The 15,209-nt window shown below is 68.2% G+C and carries 14 protein-coding genes; 13 read left to right on the forward strand and 1 reads right to left on the reverse strand.

Annotated features, from left to right (window positions below):
• Positions 1–118 precede the first annotated feature (118 nt).
• The 9 genes from AB0M47_RS20175 to AB0M47_RS20215 all read left to right on the forward strand — a co-directional run bounded on the left by AB0M47_RS20175 (position 119) and on the right by AB0M47_RS20215 (position 8,089).
• Complete coding sequence (locus tag AB0M47_RS20175) at positions 119–847, forward strand: dienelactone hydrolase family protein (RefSeq protein WP_363415676.1); 729 nt, start codon at positions 119–121, stop codon at positions 845–847.
• A 47-nt stretch (positions 848–894) separates the two neighbouring features.
• The gene (locus AB0M47_RS20180) at positions 895–2,175 is read left to right on the forward strand and encodes an FAD-dependent monooxygenase (protein ID WP_363415679.1); all 1,281 of its coding nucleotides are present in this window, start codon (positions 895–897) and stop codon (positions 2,173–2,175) included.
• Positions 2,176–2,187: 12 nt separating this feature from the next.
• A complete protein-coding gene (locus tag AB0M47_RS20185) occupies positions 2,188–2,664 on the forward strand; it encodes a nuclear transport factor 2 family protein (protein ID WP_363415682.1) in 477 nt (158 codons plus the stop codon).
• On the forward strand, positions 2,661–3,509 hold the full coding sequence (locus AB0M47_RS20190; RefSeq protein ID WP_363415685.1) for a fumarylacetoacetate hydrolase family protein: 849 nt from the start codon (positions 2,661–2,663) through the stop codon (positions 3,507–3,509). Before AB0M47_RS20185 ends, AB0M47_RS20190 begins: the two co-directional genes overlap by 4 nt.
• A 3-nt stretch (positions 3,510–3,512) precedes the next feature.
• The gene (locus AB0M47_RS20195; RefSeq protein ID WP_363415688.1) at positions 3,513–3,920 is read left to right on the forward strand and encodes a RidA family protein; all 408 of its coding nucleotides are present in this window, start codon (positions 3,513–3,515) and stop codon (positions 3,918–3,920) included.
• Complete coding sequence (locus tag AB0M47_RS20200; RefSeq protein ID WP_363415691.1) at positions 3,917–5,380, forward strand: NAD-dependent succinate-semialdehyde dehydrogenase; 1,464 nt, start codon at positions 3,917–3,919, stop codon at positions 5,378–5,380. Before AB0M47_RS20195 ends, AB0M47_RS20200 begins: the two co-directional genes overlap by 4 nt.
• A complete protein-coding gene (locus AB0M47_RS20205; protein WP_363415694.1) occupies positions 5,377–6,567 on the forward strand; it encodes a DUF3500 domain-containing protein in 1,191 nt (396 codons plus the stop codon). Before AB0M47_RS20200 ends, AB0M47_RS20205 begins: the two co-directional genes overlap by 4 nt.
• A gap of 46 nt (positions 6,568–6,613) precedes the next feature.
• Positions 6,614–7,156, forward strand: coding sequence for a hypothetical protein (locus tag AB0M47_RS20210; RefSeq protein ID WP_363415697.1), 543 nt, complete (start codon positions 6,614–6,616; stop codon positions 7,154–7,156).
• 114 nt (positions 7,157–7,270) lie between these two features.
• Positions 7,271–8,089, forward strand: coding sequence for a DUF899 domain-containing protein (locus AB0M47_RS20215; RefSeq protein ID WP_363415700.1), 819 nt, complete (start codon positions 7,271–7,273; stop codon positions 8,087–8,089).
• 38 nt (positions 8,090–8,127) lie between these two features.
• On the opposite strand, the gene AB0M47_RS20220 is transcribed toward AB0M47_RS20215, so the two are convergent.
• Positions 8,128–8,694 carry an SMI1/KNR4 family protein gene (locus AB0M47_RS20220; protein ID WP_363415703.1) on the reverse strand — a complete coding sequence of 189 codons (567 nt, stop codon included), beginning with the start codon at positions 8,692–8,694 and terminating at the stop codon, positions 8,128–8,130.
• A gap of 193 nt (positions 8,695–8,887) precedes the next feature.
• Between AB0M47_RS20220 and AB0M47_RS20225 the strand changes: the two genes are divergently transcribed.
• The 4 genes from AB0M47_RS20225 to AB0M47_RS20240 all read left to right on the forward strand — a co-directional run bounded on the left by AB0M47_RS20225 (position 8,888) and on the right by AB0M47_RS20240 (position 15,078).
• Positions 8,888–12,223 (forward strand): S8 family serine peptidase, encoded by a 3,336-nt coding sequence (locus tag AB0M47_RS20225; RefSeq protein WP_363415706.1) that lies wholly within the window; start codon positions 8,888–8,890, stop codon positions 12,221–12,223.
• 53 nt (positions 12,224–12,276) lie between these two features.
• The gene (locus tag AB0M47_RS20230) at positions 12,277–13,371 is read left to right on the forward strand and encodes a magnesium and cobalt transport protein CorA (RefSeq protein ID WP_363415709.1); all 1,095 of its coding nucleotides are present in this window, start codon (positions 12,277–12,279) and stop codon (positions 13,369–13,371) included.
• A 155-nt stretch (positions 13,372–13,526) separates the two neighbouring features.
• Positions 13,527–14,027, forward strand: coding sequence for a SigE family RNA polymerase sigma factor (locus tag AB0M47_RS20235; protein ID WP_363415712.1), 501 nt, complete (start codon positions 13,527–13,529; stop codon positions 14,025–14,027).
• Entirely contained in the window at positions 14,020–15,078 is a 1,059-nt protein-coding gene (locus AB0M47_RS20240; RefSeq protein ID WP_363415715.1) for a hypothetical protein, read from the forward strand. The genes AB0M47_RS20235 and AB0M47_RS20240 overlap by 8 nt, the downstream gene beginning before the upstream one ends.
• Positions 15,079–15,209 lie beyond the last annotated feature (131 nt).

The raw sequence follows: 15,209 nt of genomic DNA on the forward strand, positions 1-15,209 counted from the left end.
GAAATCGTACATGATTTCACGTACGGTCCGGTGGACACGGGGCCGACACATCTGGGTCACCACCGCGCAACAAGCCGGCGTACCGCCCCGCGATCGCCGGCGAAGGGAACAGCCAACCATGAAAGACCTGGTCACGCGGGATGTCGAATACTGGCACGACGGCGTACGCATGCTCGGCTACCTCTGCGCGCCCGCGTACGCCACACCGTCCCCGGCGATCCTGCTGATCCACGACGCGTTCGGGGTCAGCGAGCGGATGATCGGCATCGCCCACGACCTCGCCCGCGAAGGCCGCCCGGTGTTCGTCGCAGACGTGTGGGGCGACCGGTTCCAGCCGGCTTCCGGTGCTGAGACCGGACCGCTGATCAAGGGCATGGCTGCCGACCGCGGCCGGTGGATCGCCCGCATCGCCGCCGCCCACGAGGCCATGACCAGCCGACCCGAGTACGCCGGCCGCCCGCTGTGCCTGCTGGGCTACTGCTTCGGCGGCACGTCCGCATTGGAATACCTGCGCAGCGGAGCCCACGTGGCCGGAATCGTCAGCCTGCACGGCGGCCTGGACCTGCTCGGCGACGACTGGAGCCGGGCAGGCTCGGCCAGCGTACTGATCTGCACCGGCGCCGAGGATCCCATGGCCCCAGCCCAGCGGCTGGCGTCAGTGCAGTCGGCGCTCACCGACGCCGGAGTGGACTGGCAGGTCCACCTCTACGGGCACACCAGACACGCCTTCACCGATCCGGCGGCGGCTTCCGACGTGGCCGCCTATTCGCCGCGCAGCGCCGCCCGGGCCGCACAGGCGACCTCCCAGTTCCTCGACTTCCTGACCCGCAGTTCCTCGACTTCCTGACCCGCAATTCCTCGACTTCCTGACCCCGCAAGGAAATGACCGATCCCATGACTGACGCCTCGCTCGACATCGCCGTCATCGGCGCCGGCCCGGCCGGGCTCGCCGCCGCGCTACGCCTGCACCAGCAGGGCTTCCGCCCCCGCATCTACGAAACCGTGCCTGAGCTGAAGCCGCTGGGCGTCGGCATCGACGTCAAGGTCTACGGCTCCAAGGAGATCGAGGAACTGGGCCTGCTGGAGGAGTTCCGCGCGATCTCCGTCGACGCCAAGGACTCGATCTTCTTCAACAAGTACGGCCAGGAGATCTACGCCGAGCTGTGCGGCGTCCATATGGGATATCTGCACGAGCAGCGGTTCGTGCACCGCGGCTACCTCCAGATGCTGCTCTACCGCACCGTCGTCGCGCGCCTCGGAGCCGACAGCGTGGTGCAGGGCGTGCGGTGCCTGGGCTACACCAACCACGACGACCAGGTCACGCTCGACCTGCGCGACCTGGCGGGCAACGACTTCCAGGCCACCGCGGACCTGGTCGTCGCCGCCGACGGCATCAAATCAGTGGTACGCCAGCAGATGCATCCCGAGCACGCCGAACCGGTGTACTCCGGCATCACGATGTGGCGTGGCACGACCCTGATGAAGCCGTTCGGCAGCGGCGGGACCATCCTGCACATCGGCGCGCCGCAGACCTCCAGCATGATCGTCTACCCCATCGCCGAGAACTTCGAGGGCACCGGCAAGGTCCTGGTGAACTGGGTGGTCGAGGCGACCCGTGAGGAGTCGGTCGAGGACTGGAACCAGCTCGGCACGGTCGAGGAGATCCTGCCCTACTACGACCAGTGCGACCTGCCGTACCTCGATGTGCAGCAGATGATGCGCGATGCCCGCGAGGTCTACCTGTTCCCGCTGATCCGGCATGAGCCGCTGGAAACGTGGATCGATGGCCGAGTGGTGCTCATCGGCGACGCGGCGCACGCGATGTATCCGCGCGGCGGCAACGGCGCCTGCCAGGCGATCGTCGACGGCGCCGTGCTCGCCGCCAAACTCGCCACCATCGACGACGTCCCCACCGCCCTGCAGGCCTTCGAAAGCGAGCGGCTGGCGGCGGTCAACCGCATCGTGATGGCGCACCGCGGCGAAGGCTACGAGGTCATCCGGCGAATGGTGGAGGACCGTACCGGCGGCGAGCGGTTCACCGACATCGAGGACGTCCTGCCGCTCAGCGAAGCCGACGCGATCTTCAGTAAGTACCACGCCTTGGTCGGCCAGCCGCGGCCCGGCTACGAAGCCGGCGCCGCCACCGGCTTCCGGACCGAGCACGCCAACCGGTGACGAGGAGGTGAGATGAGTACGCATCCAGTTGTCCTCGCCGACGAGGCGACCCGAGCCGAGATCCTCGCCGTCGAGGCTAGACGGCAGCAGGCCCTGCTCGCGGTGGACCTCGACGCGCTCGCCGATCTCTTCGACGATTCGCTGCTGCACACCCACGCACCGGGGCTCACCCACGACAAGGCCCAGCTGCTCGAACACGTCGCGACGCGGCAGGCGTACCTGGATATGACGCGCGGTGAGCTGGTGATCCGGCTGATCGGCGATGTCGCCGTCGTCACCGGACGGCTGGTCAACCGGCTGCGCAACCCCGACGGCGGCGAACGCACCGTCGCCGGGCCCGCGATCCAGGTCCTGCGCCGCTGCGAAGACGACCGATGGCGGTTCGTCAGCTTCCAGATGACCCCCGACGGGCAGCACGTCTGGCCGCCGACCGAAGCCGAGCGGGCCAGCCTCGCCGCGCGTACGGACAACGACAAGGACAACACGTGAAGATCGCGCGGTTCCACCGGCCAGACGGCCCCACCCGCCTCGGTCGCGTCGACGATGACCAGCTCACCGACATCTCCGACCTCGTCGGAACGTCGCTGCGGGCCATCCTGCCCGATCTGACCGAGCTGCGGCCCCAGATCCTCGCGGCGCACGGCGTACGCCACGCGCTGGCCGACGTCGTCCTCGAAGCGCCGATCGACGACCCGCAGAAATATCTCGGCATCGGCATGAACTACCGCGAGCACGCCGAGGAGGCGCGGCAAGCGGGCATCCCGATCCCCACCAGCCAACTGTGGTTCAACAAGCAGGTCAGCTGCATCGTCGGCCCGCACGATCCGGTCGTCAAACCCGCGATCTCCGACGAACTCGACTACGAGATCGAGCTGGCCGTCGTGATCGGCCGGCGCTGCAAGAACGTCCCGGCTGACCGAGCCCGCGAGGTGATCGCCGGCTACCTCGTGGCCAACGACGTCTCCGTACGCGACTGGCTGCAGAAGCGCTCGCCCACCTTCACCCTCGGCAAGTCGTTCGACACCCACGGCCCGCTCGGACCGTGGCTGACCACCGACGACGAGATCGCCGACCCGCACGGCCTGCGCATGCGGCTGACCGTCAACGGCCAGGTACGCCAGGACGCCACGACCGACGACATGATCTACAACGTCTTCGAGCAGATCGCGTACCTGACGCAGGTGTTCACCCTGATGCCCGGGGACATCCTGGCCACCGGTACTCCGTCCGGCATCGGCGCGCCTACCCGCACCTTCCTGCAAGCCGGTGACGTCGTACGCGCCGAGATCGACGGCTTGGGCGCCATCGAGAACCGCATCGTCGCGGAGCCGTGAACCATGGCGCGACGCAGAAGCATTTATCTGCCGGGATTCCGGCACGCCAACCCGATTCCAGTGGCCAGCCAGGTCGGCCCGATCCTGGTCTCCGGGGCGCTGACCGGCCGAGACCCCGCCACCCAGCAGATGCCCGCCACCCTCGACGAGCAGTGCGCCAACGTGTTCGGCCACGTCGAGGCCCTGATGGCAGCGGCCGGGGCGACGACCGACGACATCGTGAAGATGACGTTCCACCTGGCCGACCCCGCCGACCGGGAGCCGCTGAACCGGCAGTGGACAGCCATGTTCCCCGACCCGCAGTCGCGTCCGGCCCGCCAGGTGATCGCCGCGCGGCTCGACGGCGGCGCGCTGGTCCACTGCGAACTGATGGCCGTGCTCGGTGAGCCGGCTGTGGGGGAGGAGTCATGAACGAGGCCGCCCTCCTCGACTCCGTACGCGACGGACTGCTGATCGGCGGCCACTGGCGGCCGGCCGCCGACGGCGCGACCGTCGACGTGCACGACCCCGCCACCGGCCGCGTCATCAAGACAGTGGCCAGCGCGGGAATCCCCGACGGCCTCGCTGCCCTGGACGCGGCCTGCGACGCCGCCGACGCATGGGCGGCCACGTCGTCGCGTACGCGGGCCGAGATTCTGCGGCGCACCTTCGACCTGCTGATGCTCCGCAGCGAGCAATTCGCGCTGCTGATGACGCTGGAGATGGGTAAGCCCCTGGCCGAGGCTCGCGGCGAGGTCGTCTACGGGGGCGAGTTCCTGCGCTGGTTCAGCGAGATCGCCGCGCACGTGCCCGGCCGCTACGGCGCCAACCCCGAAGGCACCGGCCGGATGATCGTGACCCAACACCCGGTCGGCCCCTGCTACCTGATCACCCCCTGGAACTTCCCGCTCGCGATGGCGACGAGGAAGATCGCGCCCGCGCTGGCCGCCGGCTGCACCGTCGTGATCAAACCCGCCGCGCTGGCCCCGCTGACCACCACCTACCTGGCGCAGCTGCTGGAGGAGGCCGGGCTGCCACCGGGCGTGGTCAACGTCGTGACGACCGGCGACCCGGGTCCGATGTCGCAAGCCGTCATCGCCGACTCCCGCCTGCGCAAGCTCTCCTTCACCGGATCCACCCCGGTGGGCCGGCACCTGCTCGCCCAAGCTGCCACCGGCGTCCTGCGTACCTCCATGGAGCTGGGCGGCAACGCGCCCTTCGTCGTCTTCGACGACGCCGACCTGGACAAGGCCGTCGACGGCGCGCTGCTTGCCAAGTTCCGCAACATCGGCCAGGCCTGCACCGCGGCCAACCGCTTCCTCGTGCAACGCAGCGTCGCCAAGGACTTCACCCGCCGCCTCACCCAGCGGGTCCGCGAACTGCGGGTCGGCCGCGGTACGGAACCCGGCGTCACCATCGGCCCGCTCATCGACGACAAGGCGATCGCCAAGGTCGAACAGCTGGTCGGCGACGCCATCGGCCGCGGTGCCAGCGTGCACACCGGTGGTACGCGCATCGACGGGCCCGGCACCTTCTTCGCCCCGACCGTGCTGGCCGACGTACCCAGCGGGAGCGCCCTGCTGCGGGAGGAGATCTTCGGCCCCGTCATCGGCATCGTCTCCTTCGACGACGAGGACGAGGCCGTGGCGCTGGCCAACGACACCGAATACGGGCTGGTCTCCTACGTCTACACCGAGTCGATGGCCCGCGGCCAGCGAATGATCGAGCGACTGCGTACCGGAATGATGGGTCTCAATGTCGGCGCGGTGTCCAACGCCGCCGCCCCGTTCGGCGGCTGGCAGCTGTCCGGGCTCGGTCGCGAAGGCGGCGACGAGGGCATCCACGAATACCTCCAGACGAAGTACACCCTCACCCCCAACCCGTTCGCATGAGCACGACCGAGGTGACACCGATGAACTATGAGGCCCGCGACACGATCCGCCAGATGCTGTTCGCGACCTGGGCGCTGCTGAACTCGCTGAGCCCCGAGCTGCGTACGCAGGCAGTCGTGCCGGACATGGCCGACCCGCGGCGCGTCGACTGGGACTTCATCCCCAGGCCCGACCGCGTCGGCGTCCCGTTGTACGCCCTCGACCGCCACCAGCGGACGATCGCCCACACCTTGCTCAAGACCGGGCTGAGCCTGCGCGGCTACAGCCAGGCACTGTCGGTCATGGCGACCGAGAACATGCTGCGCGAGCTGGAGGCCGTCGACCGTCGCTTCGGCGTCATCGCCGGGGACTTCCGCGACCCCGACGCCTACTGGTTCAGCTTCTTCGGCCGTCCCGCGTTCGAGGACACCTGGGGCTGGCGCGTCACCGGCCACCACCTGTCGCTCAGCTTCACCATCGTGGCGCAGCGGTACCTCACGGTGACGCCGCTGGCCATGGGTGCCATGCCGATCCCGGCCGGCGTACTCGACCCGCTCGGCGAGAACTGCCGGATGGCCCTGGATCTCCTGCACTCGCTGCCGGCCGACCTGCGTACGCGGGCGATCGTCCACGACGTGGCACCGGCGGACTGCGTCACCCGGCAGGTCCCCAAGGTCGGGGCCGAGGAGTGGCCGGACAACGTGGATCTGGGCATCCCCGGCTACACCATCACCGACGACGACCGGGAGAAGCTGCGCTTCGTGAAAGCCGCCCCGTCCGGCGTGAGCGGCGCCGACCTCGACGGCGACCACCTGCGGGCCGTACGCGACCTCCTGATGCGTTACATCGACACCAGTTGCGAGCCCATCGCGGCCCAGTACCGCGACCAGGTCCTCGCCGAGCGGCCCGACCAGCTGACCTTCGCCTGGGCCGGTGGCACCGGGGCCGACACCGCCTACTACTACCGGATCTCGACCTCGGGCCTGCTGGTGGAGGCCGACAACGCCGTGTCACCCGGCCAGCATCTGCACACGGTCTGGCGCGACCTGAACAACGACCTGGGGCACAGCCTGCTGCTGGATCACTACGCGCAGCACGGCCACCACGGCGGCCACCTCAGCCGCCGGCTCGTCTCCAACCGTCTGACCGACGACGCACCCCTGCAGACCGAGACCTGGTATCCCCCGCAGATGTATGAGAAGCGCTGATCCGAGCTGATCCGAACTGTCAGGCCCGTGTTGCATGATCCCGGCCATGGGAGTGCTCTACGACTTTTTCGCGGCACCGACCGACGACGCGGCTGCGGCGACGATCGACCTGCCGGGCGGCCCGGGCGGCGCCGAGCCGTCCTCTGCCGAGCTGCAAGCCGCCCTCCGAGCCAACGATCGTGCGGCGATGCGGCGGCTCATGATGCCCAAGGTCCGGCTGTCCGAGCACGGGCTTGACGTGCTCTGCGTCAAGGGCATCGATCCGGTCGTGCAGATGGCGACGCTGGAGCAGCTCCTCACCGGAACCAGCACCGATGCGATCTTCTCGCGGGCAAGGTCAGGCAAAGCGGTGGCCATCCGGGACGAGGGCGAGCGGCTTGTGCTGACCCTGACCGATGAGCTGCAAGCCGTCCTGTCGGCGACCACGGAGCAGCAACTCGACGCGGTTGCCGTTCCGTGGTCGCAGACCGACGAATTCTGGGGTAACGGCGAGCCGGAGATCCTGGCGCACTTCCTGCGGCAGCTGGCCTTGCTGGCACGCACAGCGGCCGCAGCCGGCAATCGGCTCTACTGCTGGGTGTGCGTGTAGCGCTCGGGGTTCTGCGACAAAAAATCTTCGGCGGCCTGTCCGGTCTGTGCGTACTCGATCGTCGTGAGAGTGAGGCCGGCGAAAGCCGCCGGCGGATCACGCGTGGAGGACCCGATGAGCTTGCCTGAGATCGTGACCCGGGACGAGTGGCTGGCCGCTCGCGTCGACCTGCTGGCCCGCGAGAAAGAAGTGACGCGGCAGCGGGACGCGCTCAACGCCGACCGGCGGCGGCTGCCGATGGTGCGCGTCGAAAAGGACTACCTCTTCGACGGACCGGACGGCGGCGTCCGCCTGATCGACATGTTCGCCGGAAAGCAGCAGCTGGTGCTGCAGCACGTGATGTTCGACCCGGCCTGGACGGAGGCCTGTCCCGGCTGCACCGCCGGCCTCGACGAGATCAATGACGGTCTGCTGCGCCACCTCGCGGCCCGGGAGACCGCGTTCGCGGCCGTCTCCCGCGCGCCGCTGGCCAAGCTGGCGGACTATCGCCTCCGTCGCGGCTGGACATTCCGGTGGTACTCCTCGTACGGCAACGACTTCAACTACGACTACGGCGTGACGATCGACCCCGCCAAGGGTGCGATGCAGTACAACTACCGTGGCGAGAGCGAACTGCGCACGGCGGGACTGGGCTGGATCGTCGACGAGCCGCGTGAGATGGCCGGAGTCAGCTGCTTCCTGCGCGACGGCGACCAGGTCTTCCACACGTACTCGGCGTTCGGGCGCGGCACCGAGCCGGGAACCTATACGCTCCTCGACCTCACCGCGCTCGGGCGGCAGGAGGAATGGGAGGAGCCCAAGGGGCGCGTGCCCGCCGCACACCCGAACCAGCCGTTCTTCGAGCCGGCTCCGATCGCTTCGGCAGAGCCGGTGACGGCCTCCGCGGCGTCCTCCGCATTGCTGACGCTGGCGCAGAAGGCGCCCTGCTGCTGAACCGCTCCACTTGCCCGCCGGTGGACGGAAGTCAGACCTTATTGATCAGCGCCACCGCGGGGCGCCGGCCACCAGGGGTCCGGTTTAGGCCAGAAACGTGAGCAGGCTGCGCAGTCGGTGAAGTCGGGTGGCTCGGGGAACTCGTCGGTGTCGTCGAGCCATCCGGTCAGCCGGTCAGCGAGAGTGAACTTCTCCGGAAAGATCGCATGGGCTTCACATCGCACGTTGGGGTCCCAACCCCACATCCGACCCTCCGCCGTACCGAAGTCGACCAGCGACCAGATTGCGCATCCCCCAGTCAGCAGCGGTACCACCGAGGTTGGGCACGCGGAGCGTTGCTGCCATCGCGCATAGGTATCCGGCATCAGCTCAGGTTCCAGGTATCCGTTCTTGGTCAAGGTTTCGTCGGTGAGCGGAAGGGCGCTCCACCACCGGCCGAAACAGCCGTCGGACACCTCCAGGTAGAGGCGTCTGAGTAGTGGTGGCATCGGAAAGCCGATGGCTGCCTCGAACTCCGTGACCGCCTCTGTCGGGGCCGGTGGCATCAGCCGGCCAGGTGGTGCCTCAGCTCGAATCCGAGCCAGCAGTTCGTCGTCCAGCAACACGATCTCCAGTCACGCTCTCCTTGACATGCCCATTGTGGATGGTAATACTACGTGCCACGTACTACGTCGCACGTAGTACGTGGCACGTAGCAGGGTGAGTCGACGCTGATCGCCTGCTGCGCGAGTCCCCGAATCGCTGCGTGACGCCGCTGGCATCGGTTGGCGTCCGCTGATCGAAAGGATCGAACTCGCCATGTCTTGGACCGTTCACAGGTACACCCGCGCGCTGGCCGGTTTCGCCGCCCTCGCGCTCGCGGTGCTGGTCGGCGGCGTACCCGCCGGGTCAGCGCCACCGGGATCGATCAGATCAACTCCGCCCGTCGAAATCGAGGGAGTCGGCCAGGCTGTACTTGCGGGCCGGGCTCACATCGTCACGCTGATCACGGGCGACGTCCTGCGCGTCGCCGACTCCGGGCGGATGAGCCTGGTCCGTGGGCCGGGCCGCGATCGCATCACGTTCGCGAGCTACAAGGTGAAAGGTCATCTGCACGTCATTCCGTCCGATGCCCGTCCGTTGCTGGCGGCTGGCCGGCTGGACTCGCGGTTGTTCGACGTCACCGCGTTGATCCAGTTCGGTTACGACGATCGCCGGGCCGATCTGCCGCTGATCGTGACGGCCAAGTCCGCGCCGCCGGCCGACAGCGGTCTGAAGCTGACCCGCTCGCTCAAGGCCGTGCACGGCTCGGCCGGGCGGGCCGACAAGGGCAGACTCGGCACCCTGTGGAAGGGCCTGACGGGCTCCGACTCGCGGCTCGCCGCTCAGCCGCTGGCCACGGCGAAGATCTGGCTCGATGGCGTACGCAAGCCGACGCTGGACGTCAGCGTCCCGTTGATCGGGGCGCCCACGGCCTGGCAGGCCGGCTACACCGGGGCGGGTGTGAAGGTGGCCGTTCTCGACACCGGCATCGACGAGACCCACCCGGATCTGGCGGGGAAGGTGATCGCACGGCAGAACTTCGCGGCGGAGTATCCGGACGAGGACAGCCGTGACCACGTCGGGCACGGTACGCATGTCGCGTCGACGATCGCGGGTAGTGGTGCGGCGTCGGGCGGCAAGTACAAGGGTGTCGCCCCGGACGTACAGCTGCTCGACGGCAAGATCTGTGTCGAGATCGGCTGCTTCGATTCGTGGATCCTGGCGGGCATGCAGTGGGCAGCCGAGCAGGGCGCGGACGTGGTCAATCTGAGCCTGGGCGGGCCGGACACTCCGGATGTCGATCCACTGGAGCAGGCGGTCAACGACCTGACCGCGCAGTACGGGACGTTGTTCGTGATCGCGGCGGGCAACGACGGCCAGCTTGGCGACCGGATGGTCGGCTCTCCGGCCAGCGCCGACGCTGCGTTGGCGGTCGCCGCCACCAGTAAGACCGATGAGTTGGCGGGGTTCTCCAGCCGGGGCCCGCGAGTGGGTGACGCAGCGGTCAAGCCGGAGATCTCCGCGCCCGGCGTGGACATCGTGGCCGCGTGCAGCTCGGTGGGTTTCCTGTGCACGCCCGGTGAGCCTTATGCGACCCTGTCGGGCACGTCGATGGCGACCCCGCATACCGTGGGCGCGGCGGCGTTGCTGGTGCAGGAACATCCGCGGTGGACTCCGGCGCAGTTGAAGGCGACCTTGATGGCTTCGGCCAAGCCGCTGGACGGGATTTCCGCGTTCGGTCAGGGGGCTGGCCGGGTCGATGTGGCCCGTGCGATCGGGCAGACGATCACGGCGGAATCGCCATCGGTCAGCTTCGGTCGGGCCGCGTGGCCGCACGCCGATGATGCCCCGATGACCAAGACGGTCACCTACCGCAACAGTGGGACGAGCAACGTCACGCTCCAGCTCGCCGTCCGGGGCACCGGCCTGGCGATGTTCTCCCTCAGCGCGACCACCGTGACCGTCCCCGCCGGTGGCACCGCATCCGTGACCTTCACCGCCGACACCCGGGCCGACGTGCCCGACGGCCTCTACTCCGGCCAGCTTGTCGGAACCGCGTCCGGGGTGAGTGTCAGCGTCCCCTACGGCGTGGAGAAGGAGGTGGAGAGCTACGACGTCACCTTCGAGCACATCTCGCGCGACGGTACGCCGGACGACGCCCACCAGACGGTCGTGACCTCGGAGGACTACGCCCAATACGTCCTGTACGGCGTCGGGACCCAGACGCTGCGATTGCCCAAGGGCGTCTACTTCGCGGACAGCTGGTTCGACCTCACCGACGACTCCGGCACGCCGTCGGCCGCCCTGCTGCTTCGGCCGGCGCTGGTGGTCGACCGCGCGATGACCGTCGTGTTCGACGCGCGTACGGCGAAGCCCTTGCGGATCAGCGTCCCCGACGCGGCGGCGCTCAGGGTGGACACCGTCCTGGAGACCGCGTACACCTTCCCGAACGGGAACAGGGTTGACCTGTCGATGTTCGGCGACGGTTGGTCTCTCTACAGTGCTCTGGTCGGTGCTTCGACCGTTGACGGGCTTCGCAGCTCGGTCCTCGACGTCTGGGCGACGGCCGGCCCGGACGGCACCCTCTACGACGCGCCCAATATGTACAACCTCGCCTGGTTCTTCCCCGGAAGCTACCCGACCGGCCTCGACAAGAAGCTGGCCAAGCGCGACCTCGCTGTCGTCAATGCCACCTATCATCGGCGGACACCGGGCCTGGAATCCGCCTCTTACAGCTACGCGAGCTCGGTGGACGATCCGACCTGGGGCGCCGGCTGGGGGATCGGGCTCTTTTTCCGGGCACCATTGCAGCGCACCCTGTACTACAACGGTGACGCGGCCTGGCTGCAGGAGTACCAGGAGCAGGACTGGTCGGATCCGGACGGCCGCCAGTACGCCTACCTGACCGGGCCCCGGCGCGTCCTCACCCCGGGTCACACCATCTCCGAGTCGTGGAACACGCCCGTCTTCGGACCCACCCTCCCAACCAGCCCAGAGCGTTTTGTGAGCATGCAGCGGCGCGGCGACGAGCTGGTTCTGGCCCCGTCAATGTTCGGTGACGGGGCGGGGCATCTCGGCTCCTCGACACAAACGTCGGCGAAATCCACGCTCTATCGCAACGGGGTGAAGATCGCCGAGTCCACCGATTCGGGCCTCACCGTCGAGGTGCCGCCGGAGAGGGCGACCTACCGTGTGGTCATCGAGGTGACCAGTGACGTGCCGTTCTCGCCGAAGGTCATGGCCGGCTGGACGTTCACGTCAGCGCACGTCGACGCATCTGCGGTCACCGCCTTGCCGGTCACCAGCCTGACCTTCAGCCCGGACGTGGACGGGACCGGCCTGGCCGCGCCCGCGGCAGTCGCGATGGTGCCCGTCACGCCGGTCGTCCAGTACGGCTCCGGAGCGGCACCGCTCCGGCAACTGACGGTGGACTACTCCACTGACGCAGGCAAGACCTGGAAGCCCGTCCCGGTCGTGCAAGCCGGTGCCCGCTGGTACGCGTTCCTCCCGCACAAGGCGGGCAGCACGATCTCACTGCGCGCCCAGGGCAGCGATGCGACCGGCGTGGTGGTCGCCCAGACGATCATCGGTGCGTACCAGATCAGGAAGTAGCAGAAACCCGCAGTAGGAGAAGCGGCCGTGGGCGGCGAGGATCATCGCCGCCCATGGCCTCGCCGCTGCGACCTGCGCTGGAAGGACTTGTCTATTCTTTGGTCTACCAGTGCGAGAGAGGGGCGGCGATGCCCGAGCGTGGCGTCGTGGACTGCGGCCTGTATGTCAGCGGCGTGCGGGATCCGCTTCCCCGCACGTTCGTCGAAGCGTTGGCGCACGCCCGCAGCCGGCCGCATGCGTTCGTCTGGGTGGACCTGCAAGACCCGGGTGCGGACGAGATCCTGGACCTCGCTCAGGCGTTCGACCTCCACGAACTGGCGGTGGAGGATGTCATGCATGGGGAGCGTCGCCCCGGCGTCGAGATCTACGAGGCCATGGTCCTCTGCTCGATGCAGATCGCCCGGTACGTTCCGCATGGCGAACTCACCGAGTTCTCCGATGTGGTGGAGACCGGCACGGTGTGGCTCTTCGTGGCTCAGCATTACGTCATCACGCTGCGACGCGGTGGCGGGAGAGTGATGACGTTGCCGGGCGTCCAGCACAGGTTGGAAGGAGAACCTGCCGTACTGACCGCCGGCCCATGGGCTGTGGCCTACGCGCTGTTCGACTGGGCGGTGGAGTCCTATATCGATTGCGCGACGGAGGTCGGCCGCGACGTCGAGGCCCTCGAGGAGAGCGTGTTCGACGGCGTCGGCCGTCGTAGTTCGACTCAGCGCATCTACCGGTTCAAGCGCGAGGTCGTGGAACTCCGCCGTGCCGTGGTGCCGCTGCAACGCCCGGTCGAGTCGATCGTGGCCGGCCACGTGTCCATGGTGCCCCCGGACGCTCGCAATGAGTTCCGGATCCTCAGTGATCATCTGTCGCGCGTCGTCGACCAGGTGATCTCCTTTGACGACCTGGTCGGATCGATGCTGCAGGCTCATCTGGCCCAGATCGATGTGGATCAGAACAGCGACATGCGCAAGATCGCGGCCTGGGCGGCGATCGCCGCCGTCTGGGGACTCGTGGCCGGCTTGTATCAGATGAGTGAGGACATCCCGGCCCTGCACGGCAAGAACGGCGTCGTCACGCTGACCGCGACGCTGGTGGTGTCCTTGGCGGTTTCAGGGTTCCTCTACCGCTCGTTCCGGCGTCAGGGCTGGCTCTGACCAGCGTTCTACCTCATCGGGTCGGCGCTCCCGTCGCCCTGACCCGGCATGGCTCCCACTTCTTTCTCAGAAAGTCGTTCCGCGGTGCAACAACGGCGACGCTGACGACGTTGTAGGCACGATCGCCGGCCGCAGCGTCAACGAGAGCGGGAGTCGTGACCTTCGACGAGTACCTCACTGAACGCCTTCCGGCGCTGCTGCGCTACGCGACCGTGGTGACCTGCGACCCTCATCTGGCGCAGGACGTCACGCAGGAGGTACTGGCCCGAGCGCAGACCCGATGGGCCCGGATCAGTGCGGCCGATCAGCCCGAGGCGTACCTGAAACGGATGATCCTCAACGAGTTCTTGTCGTGGCGGCGGCGCTGGCGCCGTCATCGAACGAGCCCGCTCCAGCCCGACAGCGCGATCGCCGCGGATCCGGCGACCGAGGTGGTCCAACGGTGGGAGCTGCTGGCCCTGGTGGCGGCGTTGCCACTGCGGCAGCGAGCCGTCATCGCCTTGCGGTTCTACGAAGATCGCAGCGACGCGGACATCGCCAACCTGTTGGGGTGCAGTGCCGGCACGGTGCGAAGCCTCAGCTCCCGTGCCGTCGCCTCGCTGCGGATTGCCCTGGCCACCGACTCGCTCGTCGTGAACGGAGTTCCCCATGAATGACCAGATTCGCGCCGCGCTGGAACTGATCGCCGACCAGGCACCCCAGCCAGAAGGAGTGCGTCGCCGTGCAACGGCTCGCGCTCGTCAGCTGCATCGACGGCGTACCGTGCTGGCGATCACCGGTGTGGCCGCCGCAGGCCTGGCAGTCCCCACCACCGTGATCCGCTTGGCCGCGTCGAACCCGGAACAACCGATCCCGGGGTCGCCCGTGCACCTGGCTGATCCCGATCCAGCTCCCGGCCATGGCAACCGGCGTACGCCCTTGGCGTTCCGGGCTGGGTGGCTGCCCAACGGGTTCGCTGAGACCTCTCGCTGCGCGATGGTGTCCGGGCTTACGACTGCTTTTCAGGAGCGACAGTGGTCAGCCCCGAGCCGATCGACGCTTGACGACGACGTGCCGCCTAGCGTCACACTCGCCGTCCTGCCGCCAGACGAGGAACTGTCCGGCCTAGGGTATTCCGCCGCCGGGCCGGCGCAGTCCGTCCGGGTCGGCGACCGGCCGGCCTCAGCGACCCGAAGCGCGACCGGCTGGACCGTCACCTGGGTCGCTGAGAACTCCATGCGCCTGGCCGTCCGCGTACTCGGCACCGTCGCGCCGCTGCCAACCGCCTTGCGGGTCGCCGAATCCGTGCTGCCGGACGACTTTGCGGCCCTTGAGAGCGGGCTGTTCTGCCAATGGCTGCCGCCCGCCCTCGCCGTCCAGCCTCAAGTGGTCCGCCTGACCCAGGTTGACCAGGGCTGGCAGGAGTCGCTCATCCTGACCGGCTACGACCTGGCGATCAGGTATGGCCCCGGCTACGAAAGGTGGCGCACCAGCGGAACGGGAGGGACGCCGATCCGGTTCCAGGGCAACGCCGCCTACCTCTCGAAACCCACAAAGCCCCATCGGGATGGCGACGTCTTCATCCTCGACGCTCCGTTGCCCGGTGGCTTCGGCGTGACAGTCACTGCAAAGGCCGGGGCTGTGGTGGGGGAAGACGAGTTCCGGCGCCTGCTCGGTGGAATTCGGCTGGGCTCCACCCCGGCAACCGGATGGATGGGCCGACGGTAGGTCGCGAAGGAGGACCGCCGAAGGGCGAAGCTCCAGTCGACGCCGCCGGGCTCGATGAAGATTAGCTTCTTGACCAGATGGATGCGTGTAGGTAACTTTCGCTGATCGCAGCCTGACCGGTAGGAGGAACC

Source organism: Hamadaea sp. NPDC051192, from assembly GCF_040682475.1.
Lineage (GTDB): Bacteria > Actinomycetota > Actinomycetes > Mycobacteriales > Micromonosporaceae > Hamadaea > Hamadaea flava.

Coding starts and splice junctions, on each gene's coding strand:
- AB0M47_RS20175 (WP_363415676.1), top strand. CDS start 119: ATGAAAGACCTGGTCACGCGGGATGTCGAATACTGGCACGACGGCGTA.
- AB0M47_RS20180 (WP_363415679.1), top strand. CDS start 895: ATGACTGACGCCTCGCTCGACATCGCCGTCATCGGCGCCGGCCCGGCC.
- AB0M47_RS20185 (WP_363415682.1), top strand. CDS start 2,188: ATGAGTACGCATCCAGTTGTCCTCGCCGACGAGGCGACCCGAGCCGAG.
- AB0M47_RS20195 (WP_363415688.1), top strand. CDS start 3,513: ATGGCGCGACGCAGAAGCATTTATCTGCCGGGATTCCGGCACGCCAAC.
- AB0M47_RS20200 (WP_363415691.1), top strand. CDS start 3,917: ATGAACGAGGCCGCCCTCCTCGACTCCGTACGCGACGGACTGCTGATC.
- AB0M47_RS20205 (WP_363415694.1), top strand. CDS start 5,377: ATGAGCACGACCGAGGTGACACCGATGAACTATGAGGCCCGCGACACG.
- AB0M47_RS20210 (WP_363415697.1), top strand. CDS start 6,614: ATGGGAGTGCTCTACGACTTTTTCGCGGCACCGACCGACGACGCGGCT.
- AB0M47_RS20215 (WP_363415700.1), top strand. CDS start 7,271: ATGAGCTTGCCTGAGATCGTGACCCGGGACGAGTGGCTGGCCGCTCGC.
- AB0M47_RS20225 (WP_363415706.1), top strand. CDS start 8,888: ATGTCTTGGACCGTTCACAGGTACACCCGCGCGCTGGCCGGTTTCGCC.
- AB0M47_RS20230 (WP_363415709.1), top strand. CDS start 12,277: ATGGCCTCGCCGCTGCGACCTGCGCTGGAAGGACTTGTCTATTCTTTG.
- AB0M47_RS20240 (WP_363415715.1), top strand. CDS start 14,020: ATGAATGACCAGATTCGCGCCGCGCTGGAACTGATCGCCGACCAGGCA.